General features: G+C 57.0%; 18 protein-coding genes. 10 read left to right on the forward strand and 8 right to left on the reverse strand.

Features of this window, described 5'->3' with window-relative positions:
* Window positions 1-459: 459 nt before the first annotated feature.
* The 3 genes from AEAC466_RS42170 (at window position 460) to AEAC466_RS42180 (ending at window position 4,131) form a co-directional block, all read left to right on the forward strand.
* On the forward strand, window positions 460-2,040 hold the full coding sequence (locus tag AEAC466_RS42170) for a carboxylesterase/lipase family protein (protein ID WP_023460042.1): 1,581 nt from the start codon (window positions 460-462) through the stop codon (window positions 2,038-2,040).
* Between the two features lie 62 nt (window positions 2,041-2,102).
* On the forward strand, window positions 2,103-3,443 hold the full coding sequence (locus AEAC466_RS42175) for a hypothetical protein (RefSeq protein WP_023460043.1): 1,341 nt from the start codon (window positions 2,103-2,105) through the stop codon (window positions 3,441-3,443).
* Window positions 3,444-3,705: 262 nt separating this feature from the next.
* The gene (locus tag AEAC466_RS42180) at window positions 3,706-4,131 is read left to right on the forward strand and encodes a VOC family protein (RefSeq protein ID WP_023460044.1); all 426 of its coding nucleotides are present in this window, start codon (window positions 3,706-3,708) and stop codon (window positions 4,129-4,131) included.
* 52 nt (window positions 4,132-4,183) lie between these two features.
* On the opposite strand, the gene AEAC466_RS42185 is transcribed toward AEAC466_RS42180, so the two are convergent.
* A complete protein-coding gene (locus AEAC466_RS42185; protein ID WP_031239555.1) occupies window positions 4,184-5,386 on the reverse strand; it encodes an acyltransferase family protein in 1,203 nt (400 codons plus the stop codon).
* A gap of 107 nt (window positions 5,387-5,493) precedes the next feature.
* Window positions 5,494-5,955 (reverse strand): RrF2 family transcriptional regulator, encoded by a 462-nt coding sequence (locus tag AEAC466_RS42190; protein ID WP_369794549.1) that lies wholly within the window; start codon window positions 5,953-5,955, stop codon window positions 5,494-5,496.
* A gap of 79 nt (window positions 5,956-6,034) precedes the next feature.
* Between AEAC466_RS42190 and AEAC466_RS42195 the strand changes: the two genes are divergently transcribed.
* On the forward strand, window positions 6,035-6,958 hold the full coding sequence (locus AEAC466_RS42195; RefSeq protein WP_023460047.1) for an NAD(P)/FAD-dependent oxidoreductase: 924 nt from the start codon (window positions 6,035-6,037) through the stop codon (window positions 6,956-6,958).
* Window positions 6,959-7,107: 149 nt separating this feature from the next.
* Here the strand turns inward: AEAC466_RS42195 and AEAC466_RS44675 are convergent, their stop codons facing one another.
* Window positions 7,108-7,257: a hypothetical protein gene (locus AEAC466_RS44675; RefSeq protein ID WP_155913881.1), complete on the reverse strand. Its 150-nt coding sequence runs from the start codon at window positions 7,255-7,257 to the stop codon at window positions 7,108-7,110.
* A gap of 202 nt (window positions 7,258-7,459) precedes the next feature.
* Here AEAC466_RS44675 and AEAC466_RS42200 point away from each other — a divergent pair, with 202 nt between their 5' ends.
* The 3 genes from AEAC466_RS42200 (at window position 7,460) to AEAC466_RS42210 (ending at window position 10,956) form a co-directional block, all read left to right on the forward strand.
* Window positions 7,460-8,776, forward strand: a complete 1,317-nt coding sequence (locus tag AEAC466_RS42200; protein WP_023460050.1) for a hypothetical protein — start codon at window positions 7,460-7,462, stop codon at window positions 8,774-8,776.
* Between the two features lie 369 nt (window positions 8,777-9,145).
* Window positions 9,146-9,805: a hypothetical protein gene (locus AEAC466_RS42205; protein WP_155913883.1), complete on the forward strand. Its 660-nt coding sequence runs from the start codon at window positions 9,146-9,148 to the stop codon at window positions 9,803-9,805.
* A gap of 107 nt (window positions 9,806-9,912) precedes the next feature.
* The gene (locus tag AEAC466_RS42210) at window positions 9,913-10,956 is read left to right on the forward strand and encodes a hypothetical protein (RefSeq protein ID WP_023460052.1); all 1,044 of its coding nucleotides are present in this window, start codon (window positions 9,913-9,915) and stop codon (window positions 10,954-10,956) included.
* A 194-nt stretch (window positions 10,957-11,150) separates the two neighbouring features.
* Here the strand turns inward: AEAC466_RS42210 and AEAC466_RS42215 are convergent, their stop codons facing one another.
* Window positions 11,151-11,756 carry a DUF1772 domain-containing protein gene (locus AEAC466_RS42215; RefSeq protein ID WP_023460053.1) on the reverse strand — a complete coding sequence of 202 codons (606 nt, stop codon included), beginning with the start codon at window positions 11,754-11,756 and terminating at the stop codon, window positions 11,151-11,153.
* Window positions 11,757-11,992: 236 nt separating this feature from the next.
* Between AEAC466_RS42215 and AEAC466_RS42220 the strand changes: the two genes are divergently transcribed.
* Together AEAC466_RS42220 and AEAC466_RS42225 are read left to right on the forward strand one after the other, a co-directional pair.
* Window positions 11,993-13,063 (forward strand): AraC family transcriptional regulator, encoded by a 1,071-nt coding sequence (locus AEAC466_RS42220; RefSeq protein ID WP_023460054.1) that lies wholly within the window; start codon window positions 11,993-11,995, stop codon window positions 13,061-13,063.
* Between the two features lie 52 nt (window positions 13,064-13,115).
* On the forward strand, window positions 13,116-13,865 hold the full coding sequence (locus AEAC466_RS42225; RefSeq protein ID WP_023460055.1) for a hypothetical protein: 750 nt from the start codon (window positions 13,116-13,118) through the stop codon (window positions 13,863-13,865).
* 44 nt (window positions 13,866-13,909) lie between these two features.
* Here AEAC466_RS42225 and AEAC466_RS42230 read toward each other — a convergent pair whose 3' ends face one another.
* The 3 genes from AEAC466_RS42230 to AEAC466_RS42240 form a co-directional block, all read right to left on the reverse strand.
* The gene (locus tag AEAC466_RS42230) at window positions 13,910-14,725 is read right to left on the reverse strand and encodes an APH(3')-I family aminoglycoside O-phosphotransferase (protein WP_023460056.1); all 816 of its coding nucleotides are present in this window, start codon (window positions 14,723-14,725) and stop codon (window positions 13,910-13,912) included.
* Between the two features lie 125 nt (window positions 14,726-14,850).
* The gene (locus AEAC466_RS42235) at window positions 14,851-15,174 is read right to left on the reverse strand and encodes a low molecular weight protein tyrosine phosphatase family protein (RefSeq protein ID WP_031239559.1); all 324 of its coding nucleotides are present in this window, start codon (window positions 15,172-15,174) and stop codon (window positions 14,851-14,853) included.
* 782 nt (window positions 15,175-15,956) lie between these two features.
* On the reverse strand, window positions 15,957-16,448 hold the full coding sequence (locus tag AEAC466_RS42240) for a hypothetical protein (protein WP_023460058.1): 492 nt from the start codon (window positions 16,446-16,448) through the stop codon (window positions 15,957-15,959).
* A gap of 425 nt (window positions 16,449-16,873) precedes the next feature.
* Between AEAC466_RS42240 and AEAC466_RS42245 the strand changes: the two genes are divergently transcribed.
* Entirely contained in the window at window positions 16,874-17,281 is a 408-nt protein-coding gene (locus tag AEAC466_RS42245; protein ID WP_023460059.1) for a hypothetical protein, read from the forward strand.
* Window positions 17,282-17,403: 122 nt separating this feature from the next.
* On the opposite strand, the gene AEAC466_RS42250 is transcribed toward AEAC466_RS42245, so the two are convergent.
* Window positions 17,404-17,808 (reverse strand): hypothetical protein, encoded by a 405-nt coding sequence (locus tag AEAC466_RS42250; protein WP_023460060.1) that lies wholly within the window; start codon window positions 17,806-17,808, stop codon window positions 17,404-17,406.
* Between the last annotated feature and the right edge of the window lie 222 nt (window positions 17,809-18,030).

Raw genomic sequence — 18,030 nt, forward strand, 5'->3', positions numbered from 1 at the left:
TAAATCTCGACAGCAATATTTTGCCTCTCGTTTTGCAAAAGACATGTAGGCGAGTTCAGCCGCACTCCCCTACATGACATGCCACACTACATGCCCAGGACCGGCTCCGCAGCTATACGACACGTCGCATTACCAGACCTCAGCCAAAATGGGGCAAGTCAGCAGGCTTGGCCGCTAGACATAAGCAAAATGACAGCAAAGTTTTGATAATATTGAAAAAATCTCGACCTTCACGACAGTTCACCGATGATCTCTACTGGTAGCTTTTTCTTCGAAAATAATCGAACTCGGAATTTTTCAACAGTATCTGCCCCATCATCCGACCCAACAGTCACGTAAAAAAATTTCCCCCCCACTTCCCCTACATCTCATGTTACCCTATCCCCACAGGTCGGAAACATAAAACAACCGAAGCCGCCAAGGTCTGCGGACGCGGCTCGGACAGGGAAGGATAATGTCATGCGCGCACGCTTTGGGTTGGTCTTGCTGCTTGGGTTTGTGGCCACTATGGCGAACGCGGCGGCCGATCCGGTCGTAACGACCCAGGCCGGACGGTTGCAAGGCGTAACAGACGCCACGGCCCCCTCCGTTCAGGTCTTTCGCGGCATCCCCTTTGCCGCGCCGCCCGTGGGCGATCTGCGCTGGCGGGAGCCGCAACCCGTCGCGCCCTGGGCGGGTGTGCGACCGGCCAAGGCCTTCGGCCCGCGCTGTATGCAACAACCGCTCTATTCGGACATGATGTTCCGCTCGCCGCCCCCCAGCGAAGATTGCCTCTATCTCAACGTCTGGACACCGGCGCATCTCGACGGCAAGTCGAAGGGCAAATTGCCCGTCCTGGTCTATGTATATGGCGGCGGCTTCATGGCCGGCGACAGCTCCGAAAAACGCTATGACGGAGCCGCTTTGGCCAAACGCGGCATCGTTGTGGTGACGCTCAACTACCGGCTCGGCGTGTTCGGCTTCTTGTCTCATCCCGAACTCACCCAAGCATCGCCGCACCATGCGTCGGGCAATTACGGCCTGCTGGATCAGGCCGCCGCCCTCGCCTGGGTCAAACGAAACATCGCGGCCTTTGGCGGCGACCCGAACCGCATAACCATCGGCGGTGAGTCCGCGGGCTCAATGTCGATCAGCGCCCTTATGGCCTCGCCCCTGTCGCGGGACAAGATCGCCGGGGCCATCGGCGAAAGCGGCGCCCTCATGCAAAAATGGACGCCGCGTGCGCGCGCCGATGCCGAAAAGGAGGGCGCGGCCTTTGCCGAAACCCTCAAGGCCTCGACCCTTTCCGAGCTGCGCGCCCTTCCGGCGGATAGCCTGCTGGCTGCGCAAGGCAACGCCCGCGGGACCCGGTTTGGGGCGGTGATCGACGGCTATTTCCTGACCGAAGCGCCCGAAGTGACGTTCAAAAATGGCAAGGCCGCCCATGTCCCGCTTCTGGTCGGCTCCAACTCTCAGGAAGCCGCCGGAGCGGCCATCCTGGGCAACGGCCCGGCCACCGTGGCCAATTATCGCGCCGGTCTCAAACGCGTGCTGGGCGATAAGGCGGACGCGATTTTCGCCCTCTATCCGGCCGCGACGGATGCCGACGTGTTACCGGCGGCCACGGCGGTGGCGGGCGACAATTTCCTCGGACTGCCGACGTGGAAATGGTTCGACCTGCAACGCCGCACCGGCGCGCCGACCTACTACTATTACTACACCCGTGTCCGCCCGCGCTTTGTCGCGGATACGTCGAACAGCCCGCCGCAATGGGGCGCGGTCCACAGCGCCGAAATCGAATATGCCCTGGGCAATCTCGACGTCAATCCGCTCTACGCCTGGACCAATGACGACCGGAAAGTTTCGGCGATCATGAGCGGCTATTTCGCCAACTTCATCAAAACCGGCAACCCCAATGGCGCCGGCCTGCCCGTCTGGGTCAAGGCCTCAACCGACGCCGGTAAGATCAAGCGCCAGATCATCGACGTCAAAACCGTCAGCGCCCCCTTCCCCGAACAACGCCGCTATCAGGCCGTCGAGCCCATTCTATATATGCATTGATGGGGTGACATAAAGGCGCAGATTAAACGCAAAGGCTGTGGCTCAGAGGGGGGAGATATAACATGGTAAAATGGCTTTTGGGTTTAGCCCTTGGTGTTGTCGCATTGGGCGCCATGGTGCTTTATGTGCCCAACATCTTGCCGACGCCGGTTCATGTCGAACGGGAGGTTCTACTTAGCGCGGCGCCTTTTGTTCAACCCTCGCAGATCGATTGGGGCTTTCTCAAGCTCAGATCGGGTCAACGGGGCATGGACGCCCTAACCGATATCGAGCGGCACAGTCCCAATCCCGTCATGCGCCAAACCTCGGTTGCGGTACAGTATCAATGGCATGAAAAGGGTCACCAGTTCGACTGCAATGGTGCGCATTTCTGTGACGTTCCAGCGCCCCTTTTGCATGAAACGCGGCTTAATGAGTTGCGGTTGCCGACGGACGGCATGATGCTGTCGCGCGACCTCAAACCGGGTCAAGCTATTCCCGAAAGCTTCTGGGATAACCAGCGCTTCCGGATACGCTGCCTGTTTCCCCCGCCAAACTGGGCCTATCAAACGACCGAGTGCCGTCTGCGAATGCTCGATTTGGACAACGATGGCAAGGAAGAGGTTATCCTTGAGCAGGTCAGCCTTGGCACAATGCAAGTCTACCTGCATCCCATCGTTCGGGAACACTGGGAAATCTACAAACAAGAAGGCGGCGAATGGCGTCGGCGCGAACGCCTGTATTTTTGCGCAGTCGACCAGGCGGCGTCGCACAATGCACGCGCAACCGTAACGCATTCAACGCTGGACACTCTGTGGTTCGATGGCACGCCGGTCAATTTCTTCGACACCGAATGCATGCAGGACGGTGATGTTGACCGTCCCGATGCCGGGCTGAACGCGGCCGCCAAAATGGCCGGAAAGATGGGTCAGATTCCGGTTATCGCTTCAGGCGGCAGGCAGATTCCCGCCAGCTTGATCCAAGCTCTGGCCAACCGGACAGTTGTTCAGCCCTCGCAAGAACTCCCGCCCGAAGTGCCTGAGCCGGGTGGCGTATTGGGGGCACCTTTCACAACCGAGCCCAGATTCAAGGGCCTTCCGCCTTGTTTTGCTGCCAATGATCCAAAGGGCTGCGTCGCCGTTGTGGCTGATATCGATCATAACGGGACTGACGATGTCATGATCATCGACAAACCCGTTCAGCACGGCACTGTCGACTATCGCCTGATTACGTTGCTGATGATCAAGGACGGCCGCTGGCAAGTCATCGCCAACCATGCCGCCTGCTCCGTCGACCGGCCGGATATCACCGACGCTGAGGTGGCGCTAAAGCCCTCAGCATGGCAACCGATTTTGTTTGCTGGACGCCTATACGTGCCCTCTGCTGACTCGGACAAATGCCAAGACCACTATGCTCATTTGTAATTGCCCGGGTGCGTGCCCTGGTGCACCAAGGTGTGCTTGAAGGACTTGGTGACCCTTATGAACGCGAGTCCAAGGTAAGATTACGGGTCTGATCCTCTGTCCCGCAACCAACCCCAACGGCGCGGGTCTGCCCGTCCGGGTCAGAGAGGCATAACGCGCTGACCGGGTGGCCGCACATCCGCCATGCGGTACGCCACTGCCAGAAACTGACGGCCTTATCGTCGATAGCTGTCCGGTCAACAACTCTTACCGGAAATTTCTCATGACTATCCAAACCGTTCCCCACCTCAACTTTCGCGGCAACGCCGCCGAGGTACTGGCTTTCTATCATTCAGTGTTCGGCGGGACGCAAATGTCGATGACGTGGGCTCAGATATATGGGGCTACCGACCCGTCACAAACGGACCTGATCGCCTGGGGACAGGTCCAGTCCGAAGATGGTTTCCATGTGATGGCTTACGACGTACCGCCGGAGCGCGCGTGGAATGCGGGCGAGGCGCCATTTTTCGTAGCGGTCAATGGCACCGACGCCCCGACGCTGACCGGCTATTGGGACCGTTTGGCCGAAGGGGCCACACTCATTCAGCCATTGGCGCCATCGGGCTTTTCGCCCCTCTACGGGATGCTTAAGGATCGCTTCGGCATCACCTGGGTAATGGCCATTGTGCCGGACCACGGCGCCGCCTGATCGCAGCGCCCCTACGCGTCCGGAAACGACCGCCGGACGCGCCCTCCCCACCCTACAAACGCAGGAAAATAGACCGGCGATAGAGCGGCCAGACGATGGCCGTAATCAGAACCAGCATGACCATCGCGCAGGCAAGCGACGCGACATAGGGATCGGAAATGAAGCCAAGCGCAAATGTATTCGCCTGGTTCTGGATCGATGTCCTGTGCGCGCCGCTGCCGAAGAACGGAAAGGAGTAGACCATGCCCAGCACGATCGACAAGGTGAAGACCAGAATGGCATTGGCCCCCAACACCTTCAACGGCGTCAAAGCACGCTCCGCCACCGGAAACCTCAGAAGCCAGAGCAACCCCGCCAACGCAACCGCCGAAACCCCGCTGCTCAAAAGCGCGAAGCTGCTGGTCCACAGGCGCTTATTGATAACGAACACCGGATCGAGCAGAAGGCCGGCCACGAACAGGATCGCCCCGGCCACCGCGATATACAGGGCCGCCTTTTGCGGAAAGCGCCGCAATACATACCCGGCCAGCACGCCCAGCAAGGTATTCACCATGGCCGGAAAGGTCGATAAAAGCCCCTCCGGGTCATAGGTGACCGGCCCCGCCCATAGCGCCGACCCCAGTGGCCATAGGTGCGCCGGCGTAAATATCTGGCGGTCGATATAGGCCGGCAGGCTGCGAAGCTCATCCAGATGCCCCGCGCCATAGCCCGGCACGGGGATAAATGTCACGGCCGCCCAGTAGAGACCCAGTATGGCCACGGCGGCAATCCCAATAGCCACAGGGTTAACGTCCCGCCGTCCGTCGGATTGCGTGCGGCCCGTAAAGACGATCAGGACGGCCGCCAGCAGATAGCAAAGCGCGATGCGCTGCGGCACGCCCGGAATACGGATATTCTCCAACCCGGCCTTGCCCGGGAACCACGCCCCGGCGCCAATGGCGGCGACATAGAGCCACGCCAGTATGAGCCCCAAAACAATCAGGGCAAAGACGCGCCGCGCCACCCTGAACCAAAACCGCTTACGGTCTTCCGGCGTGGTAAGCGCGCGCGGAAACGACAGCCCCATGGCCACACCCACGGCAAACAGGAAGGTCGGAAAGACCATATCGGCCAGGGTCCAGCCATTCCATGCGGCGTGCAAAAGCGGCGCATAGGTCTTGCCCCAATCCCCCGGACTGGTCACCACCACCATGCCCGCCACGGCAAGCCCGCGCAGCACGTCCAACGCCACAAACCTCGGTGGGCTCACAGTCATCTTATTCCCCCATGCGCTATTTGGCCCCATGCGTTATTTTGCCGGAGGATGGCACACCTGCGCATTACGGTAAATATTTGCGGGAGCGCTACCGGATGGAGCTGTGGCTATGTGACCAACCCCTTGGCGATATCGGCCAGGGTGACCTGTGCGAAGCGGCGTCGCAAGAGGGTCTCCGCCTCGTCGAACACGCCGGTCAGCGTCGCATTGACCGCCTGCTCGATAAGACATCCCGGCATGTCATAAGCCGGTCCGACGGCGAAAATGGATGGCTCTCCGACCGCGCTGTAAATATCGAGCAGCGTAAGCTGATCCAGAGGCCGCGCCAGCCGCCAGCCGCCGCCATGGCCTTTTTCCGACACGACAAACCCCGCATCGCGCAAGCCCGCCATGGTGCGGCGGATCACGACGGAATTTGCATCGAGCATCTGCGCGATCACCTCGGACGTCATGGCGCCATCCTGTTTATCCATATGGATCAACACGTGGAGCATCCGCGAAAGCCGACCGTCTTGCCTCATCCTGAAAATTCCTTGTTGAGATCGCGCCACAATATAGCACGAACGCATCACGATACAAATGAAGTATCATGACTATTGACTCCACCCATTCACGACACTTATGTTGTTACGAAAGAAGGAGACGGTTATGAACGATACGATTTACGACACCATTATCATCGGCGGCAGCTATGCCGGGCTGTCGGCTGCCCTGCAACTCGGTCGCGCCCGAAGGCAGGTTCTCGTCATCGACGAAGGCCTGAGGCGCAACCGCTTTGCCGCACATTCGCACGGCTTCCTCACTCAGGACGGTGTCGATCCGGCCGCCATCGCGGCAAATGCCCGGTCTCAGGTCATGACATATCCAACCGTGCAGTGGCTGTCCGGCCGGGCCGATATGGCCCAGCCCCTCCCCGCCGGCACGCGGGCCGGGGCGTCGTTCCAAGTGACGGTTGCGGACACGCCATACCTGTCAAAAACGCTCATCCTGGCCGTTGGCCTCAGGGACGTTCTGCCCGGCATAGACGGCCTGGCGGAACGCTGGGGCAAAAGCGTGTTCCACTGCCCCTACTGCCATGGCTACGAACTGAACCAGGGCCGGATCGGCGTCATCGCCGGATCGGAGCTGTCCATGCACCACGCCCTCATGCTGCCGGATTGGGGCCCAACGACGCTCCTCATCAATGACGCGTTTGCGCCGAACGCCGATCAACTGGCCTCTCTGGCCGCCCGCCGCGTCACGCTGGAACGCAGCCCCGTCGAAGCGATCACAGGTCACGCCGATGTTAAGCTTGCCGATGGCCAAACCCTGTCCTTCTCAGGACTGTTCGCGCTGGCCCCGGTTGAGATCGCCAGCGCCATCCCGCACCAGCTTGGTCTCGACCTGGAGCAAGGGCCGCTCGGCGCCATCATCAAGACCGATCCCATGAAGCAAACCAGCCTGCCGGGAGTCTTTGCCTGCGGCGATGCCGCGCGCGCCATGGCCTCCGTGGCCCTGGCGGTCGCAGATGGAAATCTGGCGGGCACCAGCGCCCATAGATCGTTGATGTTGGACGCTATCTCCCATGGCTAGGATTGATGGAAGACAGGCGCAATGTTCCGGGTCTGGATGGTCTCCACCGACTGATGGACCTGCTTTTGGCCGAACGGTTGCCCGAAGACGGGCGCATCCTTCTTTGGCGCTATAAGGCGGAACAACAAGAAGGCGGCCGCCATGGGTGGCTATATATCGCTCATGACCCAACCATTCCATGCGGCGTGCAAAAGCGACGAATAGGTCTTGTTCCAATCCCCCGGACTGGTCACCACCACCATCCCCGCAACGGCAAGCCCGCGCAGCACGTCCAACGCTACAAACCTCGGCGGGCTCACGTCCCTCTCACCCCCCATGCGTTATTTAAACGTAAGATGGCACACCTGCGCCCGCCGGTAAATATTGGCGGAGGCGGTATCTACCAGTGATCACAAATTTGAAGGCAGCAGAAGCCGCAACCTGAAGTTAACTTGAGTGCAATACAAATGCACTGAGCTTCCCCCCTTTACAAGCTCAATCGAACTACGTCCGAGGATAGGTATGACAGGCTTTATAAAAGAGAATTCCTTTGTCATCTGTCTAATTGGGGCAGCAGGTTTATTCATATTTGGGCTGTCGTTTCCCGCATTCTTGCTTCTAACGGGACACCTGTGCTGGGACCTGTTTCGTACATGCAAACAGGGAGTAAAAAGCCCCTCGGCTTGGTTGGGGCTCCTGTTCATCGATAATGCTTTGCGATTGAGTCTGATATTATTCCTGCTTTGCCTGGCCGTTGGTAACTATTCTGCGATCTTCTTAATCATTATTTATGCGGGAGCGGCCTCGATATGGCGCGCGGTAAACAAGAGGCGCAGAACCACCCAACAGACCTCGTCCGCGCCTAATACATCTGCGGGATCTGACTTAATTTTGCGCCGAATCCCCTCCCTGAAAATGGAGACTGGCATATATAACCATCCAATTTCCAACACATTTTCGCCCCTGACAAAGACATCCCGATTGTTCATGGCGATTGCCTATTGCGGTGGTTTGGTGCAGGCCGTGGTCCTCAGCGTGGTTATTCACTACCTGCACCTAAAAACCACTATCAATGTCCTGGACGATAGCCTGTCAAACTATCTATTTCTTGCTGTTTTGTCCGCGCCCTTTGGCTACATTTTGGCGCGACGCCTACGTAGCCAATTTACGCCTGCAGGCCTGGTAGTCTTGTTAGCGGGTTGGCCCATACTTCAGTTGGTCGGATCGATAACCCTGTCAATGGTATTTTCGGGCTTCCTTATTGCCGTGAGAAATACTTACGACGAGACGAACCGTATCTCTACAATATTTGCAGCCCTAATCTTCGTGTGGACCGGCGCTTCCCTTACCGTCCGTTTTATCAAAGCCACCCTGACGGATACTCATTCGCAAAACATCAGCAGTAACCTGCTTATCGAGATCGTTATCTTTTTGACCCTGGCCATCGGCGCTATGTGCTTAGCTATAGTTGGCGACGACAGCGTAGGGGCAATTACGAATAAATTCCACGATACACCCAACCGCAATGATACACCGCTCTTGCCTATAGCCGTAGCGGCGTTCGGTTTCGCGGCTTTGATCGCCCGTCTACCGCAGCAGAAACTGTCACAATGGTGGCAAATGGTCATTCGTCCGATAGCTTTCGCCATGACATTGATATGCTTGCTGAAAGCGGGCCAATTGATGTTTGGTTTCTTTGACTTGGAGCCGGATCAATATGGATGGCTGATCCTTTTAATACCTGCCTTCCTGATCAAGGCAGGCCTGCCGCTCGTCGGAATTGCTGTTTTCGGCCTTCTGGCGTTTTGGCCATATGGCCAGACAAAGCTCAGCCGTTAAAAAGAAGGCGAATTGCACAAGGCGTACCCCAAATGGCCTTAAACAGAAGACGTCAGTTGCCACCGGCGGCCGTCCTATTAAGTTGATACAACCTCGGGGAGGACCACATGCACAGTTCACTTTTGACCATAGCCGAGTGCGTGAGCCCTATTTCACTTTAGGTGTGCCCGGCATTGAGATCAAACGGTTCGCCAACGGGCGATCCGCGCTGCGACTACAATACTATACCTCGGCGGGCTCGCATCCATCTCATCCCCCATTCGTTATTTTGACGGAGGATTACACACCTGCGCCTGCCACTCGTGACATACGATCGAAAACGTGCAACTACTTGGAGTTGCGATGGCGGAGGCTATTTTAGATATGATTATGACTGATATTGCCGAGATCGAGGACCTCGTCGAACGCCATTGGCGGACAATCATCACGCTTTTTGATGTCGACCCGAATGTAGCGGTTAGCGAAATTTTTGCGTTCGAAAACCGCATGGTCGAATGGACGAGTACCTATTCGCCCAATGATGCGCATATTCTTCAGGCGACCATACAAAGCGTTAGAGAAGGGTTCGCAAAACGGTGTCGTCAGGACCATCTGGAGCTACGTCGTGACCTCGGCCTCAGCCTTAAAGGCGACCAGCGGACGATGAACATCTTGGCAAATTTGGAAACACCAATCCTCTTGAATCCAGAAACCTATCTACATGATTTCTGGCGCCGAGCCATTTCTCTTCCACCGGGACAGAAACAAAAGGTGGCCCAACTTTGGACCGAGTTCTACGCCTCGTCGCAGCAAAAGCTCAGTTCTTTTCCTCAGGAGGAGCAGGACGCATTCTTCACGCGCATTGCGATCCTAAATGAAACATACATGAAAAATTATCAGACTAATCCTAGCCTAGTGAGGCAAATTGTCGGCCTACCCGCGGAACCACCACGATCGCCCGGAAGCCAAATTGGTGAGGCGATAGTAAAGACGGCAGTTGATGCGACCGTCGGCGGCGGTCTATCGGCTCTGTTTAGACTATTCCGATAAACCTGAGGCGCCGCCTCTCCGCGCTCTAAGTTTCCTCGATCTGCTCAAGGAATTGAAGCCATCTGGAAACCAGATAGTTACCCACCACGAGACATAGAAGACGCCGCATGACATCCCTTTACACCATAGCCGATGGCAAGCTTCGCCCCGCCGTGCGCCGCGCCTTGAGCCGGGAAAGCCTGATCGAGGATTGGGTCGCGGCCGATCCGTCGCTACTCGGCCTGGATGCGCTGGTGATCGGCCGCCAGGTGCCGACGGACCACGGCAAATTCATCGACCTTCTGGCGATGGATGCGACGGGCGGGCTGGTTATTATTGAACTGAAGAAGGACCGCACCCCGCGCGAAATCGTGGCGCAGGTGCTGGACTACGCCTCCTGGGTGCGCACACTCACGACACCGCAGATTTATGAAAGGGCCGAACGGTATCTGCGCACACGCCTTGGCACCGCCTTCCGGGAAAAGTTCGGCGAAGCCATTCCCGAACAACTCAACGGTAGCCATTCCATGCTGATCGTGGCCAGCGAGCTCGATCCCGCATCGCGGCGGATCGTCGAATATCTGTCGGAAGAGCATGGCGTTGCCATCAACACCGTGTTTTTCAACGTCTTCGAAGCCAATGGTCAGGAATGGCTGACGACCGATTTCCTGCTCGATCAGGAAGAGGTGGAAGAGCGCTCAGAGCGCAAGGTGCGCCCGCCTTGGTCCGGCTATTATTTCGTCAATGCCGGTCTTGGCGAGCACCGCGCCTGGACCGACATGAAGCGCTACGGCTTCGTGAGTGCCGGCGGCGGCGAGTTCTACAGCAAGCGCCTCAGGCAACTGGCCGTCGGCGATGAAGTCTTCGTTTTCGACAAGGGCAAGGGCTATATCGGTTACGGCACGGTCACCAGCGAAGCGCAACTCGCCTCGGACTTCATGACGCCGGATGGCCCGCTTTTCGACCAACCGCTTGCCGAACCCCGAATGAAGCGCCTGGGCGAACCGGCTGACCGGGCGGAATATGCCGTGGGCATCGAATGGCGCAAGACGGTCGAGCCGTCTCAGGCCAAGTGGTTCAAAGGCGCCTTCGCCAACCAGAACATCGTCTGCAAGCTAAGGGATCAGGCGACGGTCGATTTTCTTATTGCCGAATTTGCGGTCTCGGACTGAGTTGGCACCTGGCTCATAGGTGCGCCGGAATGGAGAGTGCAGATTTGCTCTTCTTCGATAGTTAAGTCACCTACCCCGCCCCCTGTCATAAGGTCGCCAATCTGCGCCATCTTCTGAGGTCGCGCCGCCCGTCCGAGAATGAAATCTATGGCTGGACCAAGCAAACATCACGGCTTTATGGGCGCCGCCTAAGGTTACACATTCCCGACGAAATAGATGACAAACGCCACGGCCAGCACGACAAACGCGCCCAGGGCAAGGTTAACCCAAAGCGGATCGCGCGGGGCTGATTTTTCGGGAAACGGCAGGCCGAAGGCGCGCAAAGACGCCAGCAAAAACACGGCGACAACCGCAATCCGCCCCCAATCCAGCCACACCCATTGCCGGCCCAGGGCCACAACATCGGCGACGCTTAGGTTTGGCACGCGTTCGCGATGATGCGCAAAGTACCACAAGGACGCATTCATCGGCCAGAACACAACAACGGTAAACACCAAGGCCGCGAAGATGCCCAGGGCGGGCACAACCAGATACGCGCGATAGCTCCACGGGGTTCGCCATCCCGATATCGCGGCGCCGAAATTGCTGATCAAAAGCAGCGCCGATACCGGTATGAAAAAGCTGCCCGTATCGATCGGGAAATCCTTGCCATAGGGCAGGTAACGCAGCGAGTCCGGCACGGCATGGTTCCACGCCCCCGCCAGGACGACCGTGTCAAAGACCTTGGCCCCCAGAAGAAATCCACCACCGATGACCGACACCCAAAGGAATATGCGCGTAAGGCGATGGCTTAAAGTCATATCCTGGTCCCCACTCAGATTGATTTGTGCGTCATGTCTGCACGGGCAGATTACGAGCTATATATACACCTGTCACTAGAATTTACTTCGCGCATTTGCCCCCCAATCCGCCTTACCGCAGGTGCGGTGTCATACGCGCCGATTTCGGTACGCCTTATATTTTCGGCTCGAATGCACTAGGTTTAATCGCCTGTCTATGATCCTGTCATGTCCCATGACACGTGTACGGAGCCTTGATGATCGATCCAGTGTTGGCCCTCGACCTCTTGCTGCGCGGCGGCGCCTGTACGGCGCTGGTTTTGGTAGTGGCAGTGATCTTGCGCGATCATGGACGCCTGGTGGTGGCGCGGCTCGCGGCAGCCTTCGCTGCCGGAGGTGTCGCCCACGCCATCGCTGGTATTCCCGGCGTCTCGCAAACCGGGCTGTGGAATGTAGCGCTGGTAACGCTTGCGACCGGCAATAATCTCGTCTTCTGGCTGCTGGCACGGCGGCTTTTTGACGATGGGTTTCGTTTGCGGCCGTGGTACGGCGCCGTCTGGATGTTCATTGTCCTGTTGCAAATTGCCAATCAGATCGGCGCGTCACACGCTGCGGGCATAGGACGATGGGTAGCCATGATCCTCACGTTTCAGGCGCCGCTGTTTGCTGTTTTGGCTGCGGCACAGACGATCGTCACCTGGCGCGGCGACCTTGTCGAACCCCGCCGCCGCCTCCGGGCCGTTATCGTTTCCGCCTGCGCCGTCTATATCATCCTGAGTATTGGGCCGGATATGGCCGGCACCGCCCGCGACGCCGCCGATACGCCGAACCTTATCCTGGCGTCAGGCTTGCTTGCCATCGCCATGCTTGCGGCCTGGCTTTTGCTCGGTGTCCGGACAACCGCCATTGACATGCCATTTGCCGTCAAGGCGCCGGTGGAGCTGACGGCGAACGACCGTCATCTGCTGGCGCGATTGGATAGTCTGATGACGATCGACCGGCTCTACCGCCAGGACGGTTTGACCGTCGCGGCCCTGGCGCACCGTCTCGGCCTACCTGAATACCGCCTGCGCCGCTTGATCAATCAGGGCCTCGGACATCGCAACTTCGCCGCCTTCATCAATGGCTGGCGCATCGGCGATGCCCGCCAGGCGCTCGATGACCCGACGCAGGATGCCGTGCCCATTCTGACCATAGCCCTTGATGCCGGCTTTGCCTCCCTCGGTCCCTTCAACCGCGCCTTCAAGGCAATGACCGGTCTGACACCAAGCGACTATCGCGCCCGCCGGGCGTCAAAATCGGCTGATCGAATTTCGAAATCGGCATGACGCCCCGATCGGCACCGCCTAGCGTCCGGCGAATTACAGCCGCGAGGTCATTATGCCGACATCAACCAAAACCGATATTGCCACCATAGCCGCCATTGCCATCCTGGCCATGTGCATCGTCACCAGCGACCACGAAGCCATCGGCCACGGCTCGGCCTGTCTTGCGCTGGGGGGCAAGGTCGTTACGCTGACCTCATCAGTCTTCCGCTGCAATCCTTCGACGTGGCTTATCGCGCCCGCCGGCCCGGCATTCAATATCTTGGTGGGAGCCATAGCCTTGACCGCTCTGCGGTTTGTCCCCAATGCGCGCGTCCGTTTGCGGCTATTCCTGATCCTGATGACGGCATTCAGTTGGTTTTGGGAAGGCGGCTACGCCGTTCAAGCCATGGTTATGCGTCATGGCGATCTCTACTTCGGTGGTCGCGGTCTCTTTGGGACGCCGGACCTGTGGTGGCGCGTGACAGGTGGATTGGCGGGCGTCGCCCTCTATATCAGCACCTGGATCTTAACCGCCCGCGCCCTGGCTTGCTATTCAAGGACGGTCGTCATCACCGCGTGGTCAGCCGCGACAATGGCATCGGTGGCGGCTGCCGTTCTGTGCACGCTTGGCAGCATCGGCGATATACACGATGCCTTTACGGAAATTGGCCTGGCCTCGATCCCTCTGTTGGCCATTGCGCGACGGGTGCGAACGGGTGAACCCCAGATTGTCGCACGCGGGAAAATCATCATCGGTCTGGCCTGTTGTGTCTACGCCCTTTTCGCGGCGACGCTCGGGCGCGGCCTCTTTATGACCCCATAGTGCGCGTGTCGAAATCAGGCATGTGACTTCGGAGCGATTGTCGCTCAGAAAAGCTCGTCCAATATCAGGTGGAATTGCAGCTTGCCTGGGTCGGGGTCGGGAATACCATACTGCTGGAATAGCCTGTCCTGAAGCGACGGGTCAAATTCGCCAAGACAGTTCCACAGTATGGCAAGGTCCTGGTAGCGATCGGCGATGCCGACACGCCCCAGGTCGATGCAGCCTATGACCTCGCCGTCAACGATCAGAAGGTTGTCGAGCGAGAAGTCGCCATGTGTGACGACCGGATCGGGCGTGAATGGAAGCAGGGCCTGCAACGCCTCCCAGACCTGTTCTGCCGTCCACCCTTCCCGCTCTTCATCGAAATCATCGGTCTCGACCAGGCCCGCGTCGATACGTGCCCGTGCACGGGCCAGCCGAAAGGCGTGATCGCTGTTGAAGGGGCATTGGTTCACCGGAATGGCGTGCAACCGACGCAGGAATGCGGCCAGAGCGTCAACAACAGCCGCACGGGCGTCAGGGTCCGCCGCCAGAATTTGGTAGGCGGTTTTCCCCTGTATCGCCGCCATCAACAACCACGCTTCATTGGGTGTACGGACAAATTGCACGACGGTTGACACGGGCATGAACCCTGACAACCAACCCAGCCGTACCATTTCGTCGGTCACGTCATCGGCAACGGCATCTTTCCCATGCTTCAGAAAGAAGTCGGGCGCCCGCCCCTTGCCATCGAGGCGGTAAACAGCCGCGCCAGACTCGCCAATCGTGTCGCGCGCCCATCCATATCCATTGACCTGGGCGGACATGACTATGGGAATTTGCGGCGCAGCACAGGCCTTCTCACGTTCGTCGCCGCCCATCCAATTGCCTTCGCGCCACTCACCTCTGTCCGGTGTTAGCAAACAATATCTTCGCGCAAACTGTCAACGGCGGGAAATCCGCACGCCACGGTCTGTGTAAACCGGGGTGGACGCCCCAATCCTCCTTACCGCAGGTGCGGCGTCACACGCGCTTTCAGGCGGGTGATGAGTTCCGGCTGCATGTATTCGAAGTCATCCGGAATATTCAGGCAGATGACGCGCGCCGATTTCAGGTACGCCTTATATGTCCGGCTTAGCTTGCTACGGTGGGCCTTTTCCATGACAAAAACCAAGTCAATGTCTTCGAAATGCTCCGGCGACAAGGGATCGACGGCGTCATTATTCAAACCGGCTGAGCGGGCCTCGACATTTGGATACTCGGAAAACACCTGCTCCGCGGTTGGAGAGCGTAACCGGTTTGCCGAACAGATAAACAATAGTCTTTGCATCCGATCACGCTAACCCACAGGCCCGCCGGCGACAAGATGGTCAGACCGCGCGTGTTCGTCTTAGGCCGTTGAGCCATCCATGGCTCACAAAAAAGGCCCTCACCTGGCGTGAGAGACTATGACTGCCTCGCTTGCCAAGAGGGGGCGGACCTCGGTTCGCACGACGAATTCCCGGCGCAGTTATATATATTACACAGTCAGAGCACGCTTAAACCAGCCACAAACATGACCGCGAAAATCACAACAAGATATTACCTTACTTAGGAAACCCTTTTACGACATAATACAATAAAAAAGAAATCACAGTTATAGAAATAACAGCAATATAAATCTTATAGTGATAAAGCAATTCGTAGTTATAGAAATTTAAAATATACGCCCTTTTCAAATAAAATACAAAAGATCCCAACAATATAACAGCGAACAACGCTAACATTCTTTTTAATATGTTCATTTCACCCCCATAACTGGCACCAGCACCCCAATGCCGTCTTTAAAGTGTATTACATCACGATTCAATAGAAATTCTTCAATTTACTTACAACAGAGCGAATGAAAACATATAATGCTCCGCTGAAAATTAAAAATACAAAATAGCCAGCGTCAGCAATGTCATGAAGTGCACGAAGACAAATGAAACTTTCGTAGTTTTCCAAATGGCGGAAATGGCTTGTTTTTATTCATTTTTATCGCAGCCTAATTGCGGAGGCGATACGAAACCAGAAAACCCATAATCAATAGCACCATGCACCTGTCGAGATATAACAACTCTCCTTACAGAGTTAATTCTCTTCCGAGCATTTTAAAGGAAATGCGCCAGATTTTTTTGCTACTTCATGGAGACGCCAGCGCTTTGCAAATTGTTCAAGCACTCTAATTGAGAAGTCCGATGCGAATTTCTTATCATTTCCTTCAAAAAAACTTACCACGACTTGATCGGTACCGAGACCAAGATTGGTGGCGTTTAAGCCCATCCCCGCTTCTTTTCCGACGTAAATTGAGATGTATTTGGACCTAGGCACGTTTTTAACAACAGGTGAGTGCGCAAGTGCGAGTTGATCATATGTTTTTTCGCTAGCGTCGATATATTTCATTTTTTCGGCGGACGAAATCTGCATCAGTTCTGTCTTGAGTTCAGACACGCCGTTCGGATTATTTAGACAGAACTGGACTTCCTTGAATGGCTCTTGATTCGGTGAGCACGCTGAGGTGGCAAGCAACATACAGCCAAATGCAGGGATGGTGAGTTTTGGGATTAAACTTGTTACGCGCATTTTAAAATGCCTGACATAGTTGGTTGATGATCACTGCAAGCGTAGGAGATACTCGCGGCCGACGTGCAAAATAAACATAACCTACACTGTCTCACCACCAACATAGTGCACATTTTCAAACGCCCAAAGAGGCAATCGAACGGTCATTTGAGCGATAGTGGCAAAAAAAGGCGGATATTTACGGTTGTATTCCGCGATTTCCTCGGTCCATATGAAGGACTTGAAACGGGGATAGGGCTGCGAAGATGTCAGGCGTTTTGAGCTATTCCGGCATATATACCGGCCTCGCGCGCGCGATATGCCCATTGGTCACATCGCTGTTAATAGTCACAACTGCACAGGCTACGCCCCCGATGCCATGCCGGACACTTCATAAGGTATCCGCCCTGAACCGGGAGACATTGAGAGCTATTGACGGACCGGCTTTGAAATCTCTTCGCGGCACCCCGGCGTGGCAAAAACGTTATGACCGCTTGCAGGCCGCGCGCTCCGCCAATCAATGGCCGATTACCTCGACCGCCGATGTCGGCGAATACACCTTCGCGCCGGCTGATTTCGATGGCGACGGTCGAACGGATAAGCTGCGGTCCGAATGCGGCGCCCCAGGATGGCGCCGCATGTGCACCCTTTATCTCGACCGCGGGGGAAAAGAGCCGCTCGAACTGGAAGACGGCTGGATGTACCTAACTCGGCTCGGCGCGCGGTTCTACGTCGTAATGGACTGGTTCGGCCCGGAAGGCGGCGGGTCCGGATTTCCGGAAAAGGATTTCAGCAAATATTACCGCATCACGCCACAAGGTTTTGTGGCGATTTGCACGTCCCGAAGGTCGTGATGCCGATATTCACCCCCTTATGGGCGCCGGCCAGCATCAATCCCAAATCGCGATTGGTATGGACCAGGTAAGGGAGCGAACGCAGATTTTCGGACAGCATGTCTTTACCTCCCCCCAACTGCCTAACGCTTGGGCGACTGGAGAGTCGCAAGCATGAGGGCAGCCGGGAGTGAAGCGATTTCGATCACGCCCAATAGCAGCCAGTCGCCATCTAAATAGGCGTGAGGGCTCAGAATGCCAACGATCGTCAACATCAATAACGCTAAACCTCCCCGGGAACGCAGCCTGACCTTCCCGCCAATCCATCGCGTCAACTTAACAATGCCAAGCGTCAGGCCAAACCCAACGCCGACAACGACCGGACTTAATACAATTAAGGCTGCCGCGTTGATGCCATTTAAGCCGCTAAAGCCCGGCGTTTCTTCGAGGGCGATGAACGCCAGGGGCGGCAGAGCGCAGGACAGCCAACGTCCCTTCAAATAGACGGGCGACTGAAAGAATGACCGAGCCGTCGTTTGTTGAGACATTGCGGTTCCGAAAGATAAACGTGAGCTGGAATATTAGTCCGGCATTAGAGGCAAGTTTCAGGGCGAGATGGCCGATCAGGTCAATCGACGATGTCCGCCGGCGTATCACGGCGATGACACCCGAAGAGCGCAGCGGACTTAGGGGCCAGCGCGTGACTTGGGATGGCGAACTGACCGCCGCGTTCCAATCCGGAGTGACCGTCGACGAACTGGCGGCGTCTG

It is taken from the genome of Asticcacaulis sp. AC466 (assembly GCF_000495815.1).
Taxonomy (GTDB): Bacteria; Pseudomonadota; Alphaproteobacteria; order Caulobacterales; family Caulobacteraceae; genus Asticcacaulis.